The 19,948-nt window shown below is 33.1% G+C and carries 7 protein-coding genes and 1 tRNA gene; 7 read left to right on the top strand and 1 reads right to left on the bottom strand.

Annotated elements, in window-relative coordinates; translation table 11 throughout:
• Window positions 1-21: 21 nt before the first annotated feature.
• The 3 genes from ACKI67_RS03025 to ACKI67_RS03015 all read left to right on the top strand — a co-directional run bounded on the left by ACKI67_RS03025 (window position 22) and on the right by ACKI67_RS03015 (window position 10,218).
• On the top strand, window positions 22-4,113 hold the full coding sequence (locus ACKI67_RS03025) for a right-handed parallel beta-helix repeat-containing protein (protein WP_407461922.1): 4,092 nt from the start codon (window positions 22-24) through the stop codon (window positions 4,111-4,113).
• A gap of 331 nt (window positions 4,114-4,444) precedes the next feature.
• Window positions 4,445-9,922, top strand: a complete 5,478-nt coding sequence (locus ACKI67_RS03020) for an Ig-like domain-containing protein (RefSeq protein WP_407461921.1) — start codon at window positions 4,445-4,447, stop codon at window positions 9,920-9,922.
• Window positions 9,923-10,143: 221 nt separating this feature from the next.
• Window positions 10,144-10,218, top strand: a tRNA-Met gene (locus ACKI67_RS03015).
• 213 nt (window positions 10,219-10,431) lie between these two features.
• Here ACKI67_RS03015 and map read toward each other — a convergent pair.
• Entirely contained in the window at window positions 10,432-11,361 is a 930-nt protein-coding gene (map, locus tag ACKI67_RS03010; RefSeq protein WP_407461920.1) for a type II methionyl aminopeptidase, read from the bottom strand.
• A gap of 286 nt (window positions 11,362-11,647) precedes the next feature.
• Here map and ACKI67_RS03005 point away from each other — a divergent pair, with 286 nt between their 5' ends.
• The 4 genes from ACKI67_RS03005 to ACKI67_RS02990 all read left to right on the top strand — a co-directional run.
• Window positions 11,648-12,046 carry a hypothetical protein gene (locus ACKI67_RS03005; protein ID WP_407461919.1) on the top strand — a complete coding sequence of 133 codons (399 nt, stop codon included), beginning with the start codon at window positions 11,648-11,650 and terminating at the stop codon, window positions 12,044-12,046.
• Between the two features lie 97 nt (window positions 12,047-12,143).
• Window positions 12,144-12,662 carry a hypothetical protein gene (locus tag ACKI67_RS03000; protein WP_407461918.1) on the top strand — a complete coding sequence of 173 codons (519 nt, stop codon included), beginning with the start codon at window positions 12,144-12,146 and terminating at the stop codon, window positions 12,660-12,662.
• A gap of 501 nt (window positions 12,663-13,163) precedes the next feature.
• Entirely contained in the window at window positions 13,164-16,598 is a 3,435-nt protein-coding gene (locus ACKI67_RS02995; protein ID WP_407461917.1) for a right-handed parallel beta-helix repeat-containing protein, read from the top strand.
• Window positions 16,599-16,755: 157 nt separating this feature from the next.
• Window positions 16,756-19,948: right-handed parallel beta-helix repeat-containing protein (locus tag ACKI67_RS02990; RefSeq protein ID WP_407461916.1), on the top strand; the 3,193-nt coding region annotated here is incomplete at its 3' end.

Raw genomic sequence — 19,948 nt, 5'->3', positions numbered from 1 at the left:
TTAATTTATTTGGGGAAAACTATGAGGGATTTTGCTAAAGTCATTATCTTTCTATTCATTCTAATCCTGTCCATTTCTTGTGTAAATGCGTCAGAATTAGATGATAGCATTCAAGATAGTGATGCTGTTGACTTGGAGATTGATGAGAACATCGATTTGGATTCCATTTCAGGGGATAGTTTGGACTCTGATTTGGATAGTTCAGACTCTTATGTGGATGATTCTTTGGAATCTGATGTTGATGATAGTTTGGATTATAGTTCAAAAGGTTCATTAAAGGAAGATTCCACTACTGTTCATCAGGTAAGTTCATCAACTTATAGCAAATACTTCAATTCCAAAGGATATGTCCTTACAGATAAGGTCTCTGCTGGAGACACCATTAATCTTACTGGAAATTTCAATAAGAAGAATTTCATATTCACAATTCCATGTTCAATCACAAGCAGTCAAAATAATGCTTACTTAACAAATTGTATGGTGGAATTTGAAAATGTCACATCCCCTTCTTCATCTCCATCCTCTGTTTCTAACTTAAGGTTCAATACAAGCATAGAGATGACTCCCTCTGTATACATTTTAGGATCAAGTTATGTCAATGTCTTCAATTGCAGTTCCTATTCAACAGGTGCAAACAGTAATCCGACCTTTTTAGTAGGTTCCAGCTATTGCAATATCCACGACAATGACTTTGAAACCACATTTACAGGATATATGAACATGTCCTGGAAACGTGCAGGCATCTTGCTTGGAGAATCCCATTACAATAACATCTATTCAAATCATGTTTCAGTAAAGGATTCAAATCCTATCTATCTGACTACATACGGTTATGAAAAATCCAATTACAATGTCATTTTCAACAATACAGTAACCACATCAGCCTTCAGTGAAGAGACAGGCCTTAGGAATCCTTCCGCTTGGGCTTATGGAATTCATATCATGGGGGATTACAATCAAATCCTGAACAATACGATAATGAACACCTATCGTGGAGTGGACTCTGAAGGAAGCTTCAATATAATCGTTGGAAACAGAATCTTCAATCTAAGCGGAAGCTATTATGAAGGAAACGACGGTACTGATGGTGGTGAAGGAGGAATATTCGCTTCATACAATAATGTGATAATAAACAACACAATCTATGACAGCAAGATAACAGGCCCTGCAATTTATGCGGTAGTGAACACCACTATCATTGGCAATACCATCCAAAATATTACAGGTCCAAACGGCATTCAATTTGCTCTGACCGCTTCCAATTGCCTAATTCATAACAATACAATCAATATGGCCAATGGAACATGCATTTATGTAAAAGGGAATATGACCAATCTCACTCTCTCAAACAACATAATCTCTTCACCAAACGGCACTGGCATTCTGATTGTCAAGCAGACACGGGCAAAATATCCTGTTGACGTGACCATTCTAAACAATTACCTATTGGAGAATCTTGATGATTACATTAATTTTGAGGATGTTTTAGGCAAGACCATAATCAATTTGGACAACAATACCGTGGCAGTGGTAAATGAGACATTCTTCACCTTCTTCAATCCTGACGGCACATTGAAATCCAATGAAATTTTTGAAAACTTCGTCCTTAAGGGACAGTTTAGTGATTTAACAGATTCAGAAGGTAAAATAGAATTAATCACCCTTAACCAAGAGGCAAATATCATTGGAGAGGATTCATATATTAAGGACATTTCATTCAATATCCTCTGTGATAATGTAAATATAGACGGTGTATTTGTAAACATAAGCAATGGAAATGCAAACACTTTTGATTTCAAAAATGTGAAAAATGTCAGTCTAATCAATAGCATAATTCACTTCTGCTCCTCAAATGAATTATTCAGCCCAATCCATACAGATAACTCAAACATGACTTTGAATAATAATACGATTATCGTATATTCAGATAATTATGCAGTAATCTTAAACAATAGTCGATTAAATATGGCGGGAAATATCATAAACAGTTCCTCATTAAGCTTTTCAGCCATTTTAAATGACAACAATTCAGTGCTTACCTATGGTGAAAATGAGATAAATTCCAATGTGGATCCTCTGATACTTTCACTTCATGGCTCAATTGTCAAGTATGCATATTTCATAATAGACGATTCCAATTATCATGAATACTTCAATGACGATGGGACTTTCCTTGATGATGTAATCTTTAATTTCGGAGATACCATAAGGATTGGAAACGTAAACAATAAGCTATTCAGATTCGACATTCCTTTAATCATCATTGGACTGAGTGGCTATACCATGAATAACAGCTTCATCATTCTCGAAGGTGAAAGCTCAAACAGTGTTGTAAGCAATTTCACATTCAATCTTGAGGATTACGATTATGCCGGAGACATTTCAATCATAAGAGTCAAGGATGGCGTCAGCAATGTATTGATATCCAATAATAGGTTTATCGTAGATGATTTAACAGGGGACAATGCAAATTTAAACGCCATCAGGATAGATGCTTATGAAAGCTATAGGAATATTTCAATAGTGGGCAATCATATGGAAATTGACTCTGAATTGTCCCAATTCAATGGAATAATAGTTAAAAATGATGGATTCAAGACATATGACAAAATCATTGAAGGGCTCAAAATAGCGAACAATTCAATTTCAATCTATAATCTTAAAGAGGGTGGCAGTTCAATAGGTATCAGTCTATTGTCTTCATCTGATGCTTCAATCTTAAATAACTCCATCCACATCGAAGCATATTCCTCAGGTGGAATCCTCCTTTCTAATTGCAGTGATTTTAGAATAGCGGATAATGATATCAAGGTTTATGGATTCAATTATGAAGACTTCCTGGAACATATCCGAGATGGGGATTTTGACATTAAGGAATTCATTGAGGACAATCCGTTGAAAGCAGATGCAGCTATCTCAATTGATAAAAGCACTGATTTAAACAGCATAATCTTGGAAGATAATAATTTGATGGAAAATGGCCAATCCACCAATATCGTCCACTTGGACAATCCTTTAAAGGACCTTGAAAACATTATCAGGAATGCTGAAGATGGAGAGACTGTCAATTTAGGAAATAATGTCTACATCATTTCCGAGGCTATCGATATCAATAAGTCAATTGCCTTGATAAATGGAATCATGATTTCCAATCTGAAGGAGGGAAATGCCCTTTTCAATGTGCTCTCTGATTCCAATGATTCATTCAATGTGTCTGATGCATTGGCCTTTTTAGACAATGGAAATGTCTTTGCAGTGATAAATGGATTCAACGACACCAATTATCTGATTGATGTTCCATCCATCAAGATTCAGAATAATGATTTTAGAGCAATCAACAGTCAGGTTGTCGGCGAAGCAGTCACCATAGTCAAGCTATTGGCTGACAGTGAAGCATTGGCCATCACTAATGAAATCTCCATCAAAGACAACAATATTGTTCAAGGCATGAAAGTCTTTGATTTTGATGTAAGTTCAGTGCATAGCGGAACTGATGTATTGGTTCCAAGTGACAAGACAATATCCTTTAGAAGCGAAACTCAAATCATCTATCAGAACATGACTACAACTGCTGTGGATACAGCAACTGACGGCAGGGTAGGAAAATACTTCTACATTAGCTTAAAGGACAAATCTGGCAAGGCATTGGCAGGTAAGCCTGTACAAATAGGATTCAATGGAAATGTATATAACAGGACAACAGACAGCAATGGTCAAGCAAGGCTTCAGATAAACCTTAAGAATGCAGGAACATACACCTTTGCGGTAAGTTACCTTGGAGATGATGACTATAACGGATCATTCATTGTTGCTAAGATTGTTGTAAACAAGCAGAAACCGGTCATATCCACATCAAACTATTATTACAAGGCGGATGCAAAATCCAAAAAAATCAGTGTTTCCCTCAAGTCTGCAAGCAAAAAGCCTTTAAAGAACAAGACAATCAAGCTTACATTGAATGGAAAGACCTATTCTGCAAAGACAAATTCAAATGGGGTAGTAACCATCAATGTTAGCCTATCCAAGAAGGGAACCTATAGTTTCACTGTCAAATATGCTGGTGACAATACTTATGCTGCTGTCTCTAAAAGTGCTAAATTAACTATTTCTTAATGGTTTTCTCTTTATTTTTATCTATTTTTTAGTCTATTTTTTCCTCATCTACTTTCCCTATTCTTTTTGTTCAATTATCTAATGGAAAACTAATTTATTGTAAAATTGTATTGTTTTCTATAAATTTTTTTTATCATTTTCAATACCATTTGATTTTTTATAAAATTAAATAGAAAGTATTTTAATATATAATTTATATAATAATATTGTTCAAAATTTTCTAGATATGATAATGAATTTTTGAGGACAATATTTGTTATTATATTTTTTTTGAATAATCATTTATTATAAATTATAATTTATAAAAAAGGACTTTATGAGGTTTTAAACTATGAAACTAAATAAATTCACGGTCATCATGGCTGTATTGCTCATGGCAATACTTGCTATTGGTGCTGTAAGTGCTGAGTCTATTGATGACGCAGATGCTTCAATCGCTATTGATGATGGCGATTCAGGCATCGAGTTAAGCGATAGTCCAGATGAGGACGTAAGTACTCTCAGTACGGTGGATGATTCCACTGTAGCTGCAGATGAGGATGTTGAAAATATTTTAGGTGATGAGAGGCCATCTTATGACCTAAATGACGATACTTATTCTACTTATTTCAATGATGATGGTACTGCAAAGGACATTTTAGTTCCAGGTGATCAAGCTGGAGATTATGATTTGGTTATCGGTACATTAAACGATAAAAAAATCATTATTGACTATGGCTCTCAAATTAACATTGTTGCTAAAGAGGGCGAAGGTATAATCAATAACGGTACCATCATAATTGGTGATGATTATGGTAATGCAGGTTCCGTATTCATTTCTGGATTAACCTTCAACAACTATAACAAGGATGGTATCGATGTAAGGGAAGGAAGCACTGACATTCAAATTGACAACAATAAGTTCAATTTAGAATATGACAGTACTTTTGGAAACACTTCTATAGCTATTGCCACCCATGGTTTTGTAAGCGGTGTATCTATAACCAATAATGTAATCACTATGAAAAGTGATGTGATGTACACTTATGGTATAGATTTAATACATTACCTCTCCATTGACCCATCTGTTGCAGGAATGGATGCCGCAGAGGATTTCAATGTATCTGACAACACAATAATTATAGATTCCACTGCTCAAACTGGTATGGCTGAAGGTATGTACTTAGATACACTTGTCGGATCCCTTTTTGAAAATAATATTATTAAAATAAGCACTATGGGGGCTTGTGCCAACTATGGTATACAATTAGCGGATTCCTATGCATTTTTCGACTTTGATAATTGGGCTCCTTCTCCATATAATGTGACCATTAAAGGAAATGACATTTCCTTAAAATCCACTGATATGGCTTATGGTATCACTGTAATAAGCATATACGATTTTGGTCCTGAAATGGAAAGCGATTGGATTAAAGATATGGTCATTGCAGATAATACTGTAAATATTGAGTCTCAAAAAGGAGCTATGGGTATTGGTGCAAAAAGTTCTGATGTTGAAATAACAAACAATAACATATTTGTCATTGCTAATGCTGAAGCTATCAATGGCGCTTATCCTGATTCTGAATTTGGTGATGAGACTGCAGCTATTACATTGGTCACATTTGATTCAAATATGGGTGCTGTAGATTATGACTATTTCAATATCACTGTCACTGGAAACACTATAACCACTAATGTTGCTCCATTCAACATTACTAAAAATGAAACTGGAAACCAACCTTTAGTTGTAGAGGACAATACCATCAAGACAATTACTGAAATTGATGATAATAATTATGCTACTTACTTCAATGAAGACGGAACCATTAAGGATGGTGCTCCTATCAGTGCTAATGATATCATGGTCTTAGGTGAGTTGAACAATAAGAAGTTAGTAATTGATGTTCCTTTAACCATCAAAGGTAATGGCAATCAATTAACCAATACCACTATCAGTCTTGTTGCTGGTGCTGATGGAACCACTGTCAGTGGTTTGGATATGTATTATGAGGATGATGGAAGTGCTGTTTTCGCTATTATTGCTGTTAACGATGGTGTAAGCAATGTTGTTATTGCTGACAATACAATTACCACTGTTTCTGCTCCTGGTTGGAATTATGATATGGCTATTTCAGTTTATGGTGCTCCTGTAGGATCTAAAAACATCACTGTCAGTGGTAATACCATTACCATGTCTGGTGATGCTGGTGGTCTTTATGGTATTGATGTGCAAAACTATGATCCATTCTGGAATAAAGGACAAGGAACTACTGGCTTAAACATTTCTGACAACACTATTGTTATTTCTGGAAGCGGTATGGTTGAACCTATCTATGTATCCAACTGTAATGACATCTTAATTGATGGAAATAAAATAACCTCCACATCTACTGGTGCAGACGCATATGGTATAGGTACAAGTGCAAATAATAATTTCACTGTAACTAACAATGAGATTATTGCTGCTTCTCAAAATAATATGGCTTATGGTGTTGCTTCTCCTAATAGTAAGGATGTTGTAATTGATAATAACAACATTACTGCATTAGGTGTTGGTGCTATTGGTGTCGGTTTTGTTAGTGATGAGAATGTAGAAGTTGATGGTAACACCATATCTATTGTTGGTGGTGATTATACTACTGTTTCTACTTATGAGAAAGTTGGTACTGGTAATGCTGCTATTCTTGATAAATCAGGCAATACTGGTGTTGTTATAGGTGAAAACTCTATCACTGAAATTTGTCCTTTAACTATTGATGATAGTAATTATGCTACTTATTTCAATGATGATGGTACTATTAAGGATGATGCTCCTATTAGTGCTGGAGATTTGATTATTTTAGGTGAGTTGAATAATAAGAAATTGGTTATTGATGTTCCTTTAACCATTAAAGGCAATGGAAATAAACAGACCAACACCACTATCAGTCTTATTGCTGGTGCTGATGGCACTTTAATCAGTGGTTTGGATATGTATTATGAGGATGATGGTAGTGCTGTTTTCGCTGTTATTGCTGTTAATAATGGTGTGAGTGATGTTGTTATTGCTGACAATACTATCACTACTGTTTCTGCTCCTAGTTGGAATTATGATATGGCTATTTCAGTCTATGGTGCTCCTGAAGGATCTAAAAACATCACAATTGTTGGTAATACCATTACCATGTCTGGTGATGCTGGTGGTCTTTATGCTATTGATGTGCAAAACTATGATCCATTCTGGAACAAAGGACAAGGAACTACTGGCTTAAACATTTCTGACAACACTATTGTTATTACTGGAAGCGGTATGGTTGAACCTATCTATGTATCCAACTGTAATGATACATTAATTGATGGAAATAAAATTACTTCCTCTTCTACTGGTGCAGACGCATATGGTATAGGTACAAGTGCAAATAATAATTTCACTGTAACCAATAATGAAATAGAAGTCACATCTGAAAATAATATGGCTTACGGTGTAGCTTCTCCTGACAGTAAGGATGTTGTAATTGATAATAACAACATTACTGCATTAGGTGTTGGTGCTGTAGGTATTGGTTTTGTAAATGATGAAAATGTAGAAGTTGATGGTAACACCATATCTATTGTTGGTGGAGATTATACTACTGTTTCTACTTATGAGAAAATTGGTACTGGAAATGCTGCTATTCTTGATAAATCAGGTAATACTGGTGTTGTTATAGGTGAAAACACTATCACTGAAAATATTCCTCTCACTATTGATGATAGTAATTATGCTTCTTACTTCAATGATGACGGTACTATTAAGGATGATGCCCCTATTTTACCTAATGACATAATTTTCTTAGGTGAGTTGAATAATAAGAAATTGGTTATTGATGTTCCTTTAACCATTAAAGGTAATGGAAATAAACAGACCAATACTACTATTGATCTTGTTACTGGTGCTGATGGAACTGTCATTGGTAAATTAGATATGCTTTATGAGGATGATGGTAGTGCTGTTTTCGCTGTTATTGCTGTTAATAATGGTGTGAGTGATGTTGTTATTGCTGACAATACCATCACTACTGTTTCTGCTCCTGGTTGGAATTATGATATGGCTATTTCAGTCTATGGTGCTCCTGAAGGATCTAAAAACATTACCATTGCAGGCAATACTATTACCATGTCTGGTGATGCTGGTGGTCTTTATGGTATTGATGTGCAAAACTATGATCCATTCTGGAACAAAGGACAAGGAACTACCGGTTTAAACATTTCTGACAACACTATTGTTATTTCTGGAAGCGGTATGGTTGAACCTATCTATGTATCCAACTGTAATGACATCTTAATTGATGGAAATAAAATCACTTCCGTATCTACTGGTGCAGACGCATATGGTATAGGTACTAGTTCTGACAATAATATAACATTTACAAATAACGAAATTGAAGTCACATCTGAGAAAAATATGGCTTACGGTATTTCTTCAACTAAGAGTAATGATGTAGTATTTGAAGATAACACCATTTCATCAACTGGTGTTGGTGCTGTAGGTATTGGAGTTCAAGATGATAAGAATGTAGCTATTGATGGTAATACTATTAGTATTGAAGGAGGAGATTATACTCCTATAAGTACTTATGATTCTTTAGGTACTGCAAATGCTGCTATCTTAAATAAAAAAGAAAGCACTACTGATTTAAGCATTGGTGAAAACACATTAATTGAAAATGGTAAAGAAACCGATGAGATTAAAATAGGTACTGGTGCAGAAGAACTTCAAAAATTAATTGATAATGCAGAACCTGGTTCTACTATTGATTTAGGAGATAAAGTCTTCTATAAAGTAGCAGATGTAGTTATTGATAAAGATTTAACTATTACTGGTGGAACTATTGTTGGTGAAGAAGACAAACCTATCTTTGAAATTGTTCCTAAATCTGAAGGTGGTCCTAATGAAGTTAATATTACTGGTGTTGACTTTAAAGTAAACAATGCTAACTCCATTGTTAAAGCTACTGCTGATAATGCTACCAACCCAACTGCTATCGATGTGGCTAACATCAATATTAAAGACAATAATATTGAATTGGCTAGTGAAGATGTTGTAGCTGAATCTGTAACCGTATTGGAACTTGACAGTGAAAGACCTATTTTAGCTCCTACTGGCGAAATTGCTGTAACCGGCAACACTTTAGCTGCTGGTGTAGATCCATTTGACTTTAAAGTAACTTCTGTCAATACTGATGAAGGCACTGTTATTCCTGCTGGTCCAATTTCCTCAGAAAGAACAGAAACTGAAATTGTCTATGAAAACATGACTACTACTGCTGTTGACGTAGATACTGATGGAAGAGTAGGTAAATACTTCTACATTACTTTAAAAGACAAAAATGATAATTTATTGAAAAATAAGCCTGTGCAAATCGGATTCAACGGTCAAGTATATGACAGAGTCACTGATAATGATGGTAAAGCAAGGCTACAGATCAACCTTAAGAATGCAGGAACTTACACATTCGCAGTAAGTTACCTTGGAGATGATGTCTACAATGGATCATTCATCGTTGCTAAGATTGTTGTAAGCAAACAAAAAGGAAGCTTAACCGTTCCTAACAAATCTTACAAAGCAAGTGCAACAAGCAAAACCTTAACTGCAACATTCAAAGCAGCAAGTGGAAAAGTAGTTGCTAATAAGAAGATTACCTTCACTGTAAACGGTAAATCTTACAGCGCTACCACTAACGCTAAAGGTGTTGCAACTGTTAAAGTAAGCTTAAACAAAAAAGGAACCTACAGTTTCACTGCTAAGTTTGCTGGAAACACAATGTATGATGCAATCACTAAAACAGCAAAATTAACAATAAGTTAAATTGAATAAAATTTTAGAAACAATTAAGGATAGTCTAAAAGACTATTCTTAATGATCTTTTTTTTTTTTAATCTGTTTAAAATTAGAATTTTTTGATTTTGATATTTTTAACTCTATTTTCCTAGCTATTTTTTATAAAATACTCTTTTTAATACAAAGATTTATATATTATGTTAACTAATAGTTTAATGTTGAAAGATTTTTCTAATCTTTATTCGTTTAGCAGGGTGGGGTAGTCTGGTGATCCCGCGGGGCTCATAACCCCGAGAGCCCTAGTTCAAATCTAGGCCCTGCTATTTTTTTATGCACCCTCAATATAACATTGTTATATTTTTTTATTCTATTTTTATTCTATTTTTATTTTTAATGCTTTTAGTGATATTAAAAAAAGATAATTTATTGTTGTTATAATTTTTGAAAAAAAAGAAATTAGTTAAGAGCAAATCACTCTCAACTAGTGAAAGAGTTTTGGTCAAGGTTTTTGAGGCGTAGCCTCAAAAAGCTTGGAGTTAAAGGGTGGTTATATGACAACCGTCACTTTCAACAATCATAGTATGTTCCTTTTGTGATACCCATGCACCTGTTCTTTCCTTAAGTGCAGCATATGGATATATCGCCATAGAGTCCCCCAATTGCTTAAGGCCTGAGTTCACTCTATGTTCGTTAAAGTTTTCTGTAAGCCAGCGTCCACTAAATGGCAAGTAACGATAATTCTTTTCAATATATGATAGCATTCTTTGAGTATTTTTCATCCTGAATGGTTTTGTCTGTAAAAATGAAAAGATATATGCATGAGGGCAGTCATTTACGATACCTTCACCATTAGTTGCGAAAGGTTCGATTGCTACAGCTTGTCCTTCTTCAAGAATTGTTGGGTCATTGTTGTCATAGTTAGGCACTGAAATACCTGCGTGCAAATTCCAATGTTCAAGGCTGTGACCTGTTAAGTTTCTTACAGGGTTAAGCCCATATTCTGAAATTGCCTCTTCAACAGCCCTTCCAACATCACATACTTTTACTCCAGCCCTTACAGTGCTGATTGCAGCTTCAAGTCCTGCTGCTGAAGCATCGATAATTCTTTGATTGAGTTCAAGTGTGTCTTCATCGAAGAGTTCTTCGAGATTGTCTCCTGGAACCATGATTGTAACTGCAGAGTCTGCAATGTATCCGTTCACTTCTGCTCCAAGGTCAAGCTTTACCAAATCTCCTGTAACCATCTTGTTGGTGTCTCCTGCAGGAGAGGTGTAATGTGCGGTGATCTCATTTATGGAAACGTTGCATGGAAATGCAATCCCTGCACCTGCCTTCACTATTTCACTTTCTACAAATTCTACAAGGTCTAGAATTGGCAAGCCGTTTTGAATCATTTTTGAAGCATCAGCTCTGACTTTTGATACAATTTTACCTGCTTCTTCATAAGATTTAATTTCATCAACCATATTATCACTTGGGTTTAATAGATATTTTATTTATTGATGTGCCATTAATGTTTCATTAATGTTTCATTAATGTTCAATTAAGCATTAGTTAATCATAAGTTATGGGTATATTTTTAAATTTTTAAAGATTTTCAAAGTTTTCCAATCATTTTTATAAAAATTTTTATATACTCTTAATTATATAATATACTTATTCTTATTTAAATATCTTTAATTTATATTTGAATAATGTTTAAGTTTTATGAATTATAATCATTGAATTATGATTTTTTATGGAGGTAAATCTATGGCTAGTGAAGTCATTCCAAGTCAAATTTTTATTCTTATCTTAGCGATTATTTTAGCTATCGTTGTTGTCATTGTAGTAATGCAATGGAAAAAAGTAAGTCAATCCAACAATACTTTAAAATTAATGGAAAAAGAAATTGAGCTTAAGAAAATTTCTATGGTTGAAAAGGATTTAGAAAACAAACGCATTATGGAAAATCCAATTCAATTGCCTAAAGAACAGCAAGAACAGCTTACTCAAATCAGAGATTCCACTTCTGAAGTCATGAATAATGTAGGCTATTTGCATAGTGAAATCAATGAACGTTTAGCACGTCTTGAAGCTCAAACAGAACTCAAAAAATTAGAAAAAATGCTTAAGGATATTGAAGCAAAAGAGAAAAAACTCAACAAATAGATGTTTTTCTCACATGAAACTTTTTCATATTTGATTCATGTTTAGCTATTGGCATAATGAATTTTTTATAATTTATTTATAATTATGAGGTTTTATTATGGATATTATTGAATTGATTGCTGTCATTATCTTAGTTGCTGCAATTGTATTTTTAGTATATTATTACATTCAAACAGCTAATGATGGCAATATTAACATTAAGGAAGTTCTTAAATTTTCACCTAAAAAGGATAATGTAAGTTCTCTCGTAGATGAAGAGATTCAGGAAAAGAAATCCATGGGTGATAAGATCAAATATACTTTTAAGGATATCGATAAATCCTATGCAAATACTACCGATGCATTTTCTAAAAGATTAGATTCCTTCTTGGATGAAAGAAGTGAAGAGCTAATCGAAAATTGGTCTTTAGTAACCACTGAAGATTTATCCACTTTAGAAGAAAGATGTACCGCTGCTTGTGATAGCATTGACTCTTTAGAGAAAAGATTCAGTGAATTCACTAATGCAACTGATTCCAAAATCGAAGATCTTGATAAACGTCTCAAGGCTTTAGAAGAAGCAGAAAAAGAATTGGAAGATGCAAAGGAAGTTGTTGAAGAAGTTGCAGAAGAATAATTATTTTATTCTTTTCTTTTTTTATTTTTTTATTAAATTTTTTATCTATTGTAGATTTTTTATATGCTTTTTTTATTAAAATTGATGATTTTTTTATGGTACGATTTTTATTTTTTTTAAGATTTTTTTATTTTCTTTTTTTATTAAGTTTCATTATTTTTTCTTGGCATGATTTTGATTTTTTTATTTTCTTTTTTAAATTATTTGATTGGATCACATTACAACCATTTTTTATTTTTTTTATATGGGGGTTCACTATTTTTTAAATTTTTACTACCAATTCCCCTATTTTTATTACTCTATTTATAACTAAACCTATACCTTTATAAATATAAAGAATTATATATTAATAATGTATCAAGTTTGATTTAGATTTATTAAAGATAATTTAAGTTTACTTGAATTTTTTCTCAAAATTACTTTAATAAAATTATTTGAACTTTAGAAAATTTGATAGAAACTAATGTAGAAAAAAATGAAAAAATTGCTGGAGGTGGGATGATGAATAAAAGAATAATGAGATTTAGTGTATTGCTTGTTCTTATCTTCCTTTTAATAGGATTAAATGTAGTTAGTGCTGCTGATTCAAGTGCCGATTCATTAAATTTAACAGATAATCTGGAATCTACTACTATCAATTCAGTTGATACAGTCGAATCTATTTCTGTTGATGATTCAAGTGCTGATTTGGAATCTGTTTCTAACGAAGAGACAGAAACTATTATGGAAGAAGAAACTTTTGAAACTATTGATTCAAACGAAGCTAATACTAAATCTAAACTTGGCGCTGATGATAAAACAGTTCATACTGTTACTGCAGCAAATTATTCTAAATATTTTGATTCTAAGGGTAATTTAATTAATTCATTGGTAAAAGCTAATGATACAATTAATTTATCTGGTAATTTTTCTAATAAAAATTTCATTATTACTATTCCTTTAACTGTAACAAGTACTGAAAGCAACGCATTCTTGAAGAATTCTCACGTATTTTTCTATAATGTTACAAATAAGGACTTTAAATATGATGCAATTGTATCAAATTTGAATATTGAATCTGGATCCATCAACACTTCTGCTATCTGGTTAAACAATTCAAACCATGTAAAAGTTTTCAACAATACAATTTTTACATATGGTTCCAACAATATGCCTATCACATTAGATAATGGAACCTGCGATTGTCTTGTTTACAATAATAGCCTTAGGACCATTGTACCTATAAATGAAACTGAATTCATTTCAAATGGTCAAGCTGAAAATTCTACTGAAAACAACAGTTGGCAACATTCAGGAATTAGTTTTAGGGATTCATTTAGGAATTCCATTCTGGATAATGAGATTGTTGTAGAGAATTCCTATGGAATATACCTTTGTTTCGGTAAGAATTATGCTGCAGACGGTGGTTTATCCAATCATAATATTATAAGAAACAATACTATACGGGCTACCTCTCTAACACCAACTTTTTGGTCTGGAGGTGTCTATATAACTGGTTCTTATAATATAATTGAAAATAATACAATTATCGGCTTATATAGGGGAGTTATTTCAGAAGGAAACCCAAATAACACCATTGTAGGAAATGTTATTTATAATATTACAGGTATTGATGATAACAATGGTAAAGGTGGGGCTTATGCGATAGTATCTTCTAAAGGTTGTTTAATTGCTAATAACACCATTATCAATACCGATGTTTTCGGTGCAGCCATTTTGGTAGCTGAAGATTGTACTGTTTATGGAAACATGATTCAAATAGTATCAAATGGTAGCGGTATTGAAATAGGCAGTAAAAATGGAAACAACTCAAAGGTTTATAATAATACTGTAGATTTCATTTCAGGAAATGGTATTTTTATTAATGGTGAACCTTATAATGTAGAAATCTATTCCAATATACTTAATTCATTGTCTTATATTGGGGCTCCTGAAGGTTCTAGTGTAGGGTTAGGTATTAATGCCAGATATCAATCTAGGTTTAAAAGACCATATAATGTCTCTATATTTGACAATGTCATTTACACCCAAAACAATTTTGCAATAAATATTGCTCAATTGTCTACTGAATCTTATTTATGTGAAAATAATGATGTAGGGGGTAAAGGCATTATCTATCCAATGTCTGTTATTTATATTCCAACTTTTGGTAACGGCAGTGTTTATGAAGTAAATGAAAAGAATTATGATCAATTCTTCACTTCAGATGGACTTACTGATATAGTTTTAGATGGAGATTTTTTAATCTTCACTGGTAATTTCACCCCTAAACATAAATTGACATTAGATAAGTCTGTTAGTATCATTTCTAAAAATGCAAAGTTATATAATACTACCATTTTTGTAAATGCACCAAATTGTGTTGTGGAAAATTTCACTATAATCAACAATGGTTCTACTGAAGATAATTGCAATCTTTGGGGAATATATGTATTTGAAACAGACAATGCTACATTGATGGGCAATAATATTACTGTTTGGGATATGAATACCTCTTATGGAATTTATCTTTGTGACTCAATGAACAACACTGTAAGAAATAATAGAATCAGTTGTAATGGAACTAATTTGGTATTCGGTTTGCTTAATTATGAGGTTTATAATACTTTCTATAGAAATAACAAGATTAATGCAACAGGTACTGCTGAATTATACCCTTACTACGATACCATTTGTATAGATGGTGTCCATAGTATCGGAGAGCTTTCAAAAACATATGGGGTAATTTTTGATTTTTCATCCGACAATCGATTTATTCACAATAGAATCGAAGTCAGATCCAACATCAAAAAATATCAGGAAGCTTATAATCCTTCTGTAAATATCTTAATAGGTCTTTATATTTATTATTCATCTCATAGAAACCAAATTATCGATAATAAGATTATTTTAAGAGGACATGATCCTTTCCTTTATGGTATGGGTATTTCTGGAGACGATACCAGTAAGTCTGTAACCCAAGCTTGGAATAATACCCTTTCTAATAATACAATTGACATTAAGGCAGATTATTTTGCTACAGGTATTATCCTTAGGCATAATTCCATGAATACTCAAGTCAGCAAGAATGTATTGAAACTCAATTCATTGAATTACACTTATGGTCTTACTTTGGAGATATCCGGTGGAGCAAAAGTTATTGAAAATACATTCAAGCTCATAGGAAGAGCAGGTATCTATGCTACTGAACTTTATTCCAGCTGGTCAAATACCATTAGCAAAAATAAATATTATGTAAATGGTAGTTTCAGCGAAGTAGGTCTTTATGGTTCTTCTGGAAACAAAATTACCAAAAATGATTTTTATATCTTGAGCAGTAAGAAATATCCTCCTTGTGCAGGAAATCAGCATCCTGATTCTGTAACATTGATACCTACTGGTATTCTATTGGAGGAAGGTTCTAATGGAAATATTATTTCAAATAACAGAATCCGTACAAATGGAAATGCAGCAATCACTGTTAGAGGTTCTTATGGAAATACAATATCTAATAATAAATTATATTCTAAAAATGGTGGAGGAAATGCTGCAGTGGATGATGATACAGGCATGAATAATATCTTTGGCAACACCGGATCTAAATTTAAAGATCCATTTGAAAGAGCCAATGGAAATTCTGGAGGCAATGTTAAAGGTGGGGACAATCCTAATAAAGGCAGTTCTTCCCGTTCAGGCAGTGATGATTCAAGTGGTGCAAGTTCCTTTGGTGATGCAGTTTTCAATTTCTTAGCAAATGCATTATCATCTGCTAGTGATGGTGCTGGAGATGCAGGATCTGGATTATTAGGTGAAGGTGAAGATTTACTAGCTAGTGAGTTAGAAGAGGTAGCATCCAAATCTATTTCAAATGGCATGTATGTTCCTATAGTGGCGTTAATGCTTGTATTGGTGTTCTGTTTCAGTTTCTTGAATTCCAAAGATGAAGAGGAGGAATAGATTCAAATTTTATCTTTATTTTTTTATTGGAAAAATTAAAATTTACTATTAAAATTTACTATTAAGAAAATTAAAAAAATGTTAAAATGACTTAAAAATTAACTATTTAAAATTATTTAAATTGAGGGTAATGCTTTTGGAAATGAGGTGGCGAACTATGAATTCTAATAAAATTATTCCAATATTAGGATTATTGATTTTATTGATATTGGCTATTGGATCTGTAAGTGCAGCTGAAGCTGACATAGATTCTAACACTATAGGGGAAGGGATAGCTGATATGGATTTAACAGATGAAGAACAGTCTGTTAGTGCTATTGATGATTCTAATATTGTTGATGATGAGCCCAACAGTATTGATTCTTTGAATGAAGATACTATTTTATCAGCTGATTTGAATGAAAATATTGATGGTGTTTCAAATCTTGATGATGCTGTTGGTGAGGATGTTGATGGAAACTCTGTAGATGTGAAAAATAATTTGAAATCATCAAAACTTGCATCTACTTATAAATTTAAAAATGGCAATTATTCCACTTACTTTAATGCAAGTGGCAATATAATATCTGGAAAATTAAAATTAGGAGATGTATTGGACTTTTCTGGTTCATTCACTGGAAAAACTTTTATAATTAATATTCCTTTAACTCTCACTTCTACTGATGGAACTGCAAAATTCACTAATTGTGCTTTTAAATTTATTAATGGGGCTGATGGTTCATTAATTTCTAATTTAGATGCAAAACAGATTAAAAATCAAAATTCTCCGATTTTTGCAGCTTCCAATGTAGCAAATTTAACTTTTGTTAATAATGTTGTTTTCTCTAATCAAACCAAGTCTTTCCCTATGTCATTTTCAAATGTAACTGGAATAAATGTTTTCAATAACACTGTTAGAGTAAACGCTTTAGCGGAAGGATCTCAACCTTCTGTAATGGTTTTCTTTGGTGGTTCTGCATGTAATATCTCTGGAAATACAGTTATCACAAACGATTCCAATGGAATCTATTTCTCTGCTTTTGGCGCAGGTGGTGAAGCTGGTGAGAATTCTGAAGGTAGCATGTATGCAAATTACATTATAAATAATACTGTTTATTCTGTCAGAACTTTACCTTCTTCCTTTTCCTATGGTATACAAGTGATGGGAACAAATAATTTTGTTATCAATAACACTGTTCATGATATATATAGAGGAATATCATGTGACGCTTCTGGAAATCAAATTATCGGAAATACAATATATAATATTCATGGAGCATATTTAAGTTCAGCTACTGCTGAAGAAGGTGGAGATTGCCCTATAATTGCAGGAAAAAATTGTTTAGTAAAAGATAATCTTATTTATGACTGTAATTTAAAAAATACTGCCGCAGCAATCAGTGTTGGTGGAAATTCCTCTGTCACTGGAAACACTGTTAGGAATGTCACCGGAATGGGTGTAACTTTCACTGGAAATGACACAGATTTCATTAATAATGCTTTAAATGTCACTGCTTATGGGGTACAGATTTGGGGAGATTATTCAGGTCTTCTAATAGAGGGCAATATTGTCGATTCCAATAGTTCAACTGCAGTATTAATTAAAAGAGGGGGAAGATTTAATTTCCCACATGATATTATCATTCAAAATAATACATTTTACACAACAGCAGATACTGCTATGGATATAGATAGCATTTGTACAAACATCATTCGTAGTAATAATATTATCATTGGAAGTTCAGGCATTCCAGAAACTGATGACAATACCACTCACTATGTAACTGAAGCTAACTTCTACAAGTACTTTGATATTACAGGTACTTTAAGCAACAGAGTTAATGAAAATGATACCTTAATATTTTTAGGCCCTATCTCAAGCAAAGGAAAGTTAATCATAAATAATGTTGTTACCATTACCGGTCAAAATGCAGTATTTAATGATACTACATTCATAATAAATGAAGATGATGTATTAATTGAAAATATAACCATCACTAATCCAAATTTAAATGATATGGATCGCTTATGGGGTATTCAAGTAAATGGATCAAATAATGTAACCGTTCAAAACTGTAACATTTCCATTTATGATTCATTCTCTGCATTTGGAGTTTATATCCTTGACTCATCCAACTGTAAAGTAATCAACAACATATTGGATGTAAAAGGTAATTACTTCACTTCAGCAATCCTTGCATTCAATTCCACTAATCTCTTAATAACTGGAAATTCAATTAATGCAGTTGGCTGTGGGGAAGTTTATCTTGTCAATAATAGAAGTTGTTTAGATGGCTATCTTAATTATTATTCGGATGTTTGTCCTGATGGAACCGTAGTCTGTCCTGATGGCTATACAATTTCTCCGGATGGATCCATTACTTGTCCTGATGGTTCCATAATTGGTTCTGAAGATTATATGGTCTGTGTGGATGGTTCTATTGTTTGTACTGATGGTTCTATCATTTGCCCAGATGGTTCTGTAATTCATTATGATGAGTCTAATGTCTGTCCTGATGGTTCTGTTTGTGTAGATGGAATTACATATTGTCTTGATGGCAGTGTGATTTGTGCGGATGGAACTGTTATCTGTCCGGATGGCAGTGTGATTTGTGCGGATGGGACTATAGTTTGTCCTGATGGTTCTGTTGTCTGTCCTGATGGAACCGTTTATGGTCCTGGAGAATATGAAAGACTTGAAGATGGTTCAATTAAATGTCTAGATGGCACAGTAATTTGTCCTGACGGTACTATCATTTGTGCCGATGGAACTACCATTTGCCCTGATGGCTCTGGATCTACCGGTATTTTAGATGGAGTTATTCCTGGTTCCCATATGGTTTCTGGAGTTTATAGGACTTATGGATTCTTGATGATTCACTCTTCCAATGTTGTATTTACAGGCAATAATGTTACTGTAAGCTCTGCTCTTGGTGATGATTATGATTTAAGCGAATCATATAATACAATTGCAGGAGTATTCGTGCATTATGGTGGATTTAACAATACTATTTCAAACAATTCAATTGTTTTATCTTCAAATGATCCTATTATGTATGGTATTGGTATTATAGGGGCGCCAATAAATAGTACAGCTATCGGATCTGTAAATAACTCATTTACTCATAATAACATTTCTATTAATGGTTCTTACCTTACTGTAGGTCTTTTATTAGGCAATAAAGCTATTGACTCCGATATTGAGTATAACACTTTTGATATAATATCTGGTAGGCCAAGTCCTAATATAGTAAATTATAATGTTAGTGCAAATAATATAATTGAGAATAATATATTCCACAGCATTTTAGGCACTAAATTCCATTTTGAAAATATTACTGTTACAATTAAGGAAGCTAAAGAAGGAACAA

Origin of the sequence: Methanobrevibacter sp., from assembly GCF_045577275.1 — an archaeon.
In the GTDB taxonomy this organism is placed as follows: Archaea; Methanobacteriota; Methanobacteria; order Methanobacteriales; family Methanobacteriaceae; genus Methanobrevibacter.
This window is presented reverse-complemented; position numbering and strand designations above follow the sequence as displayed.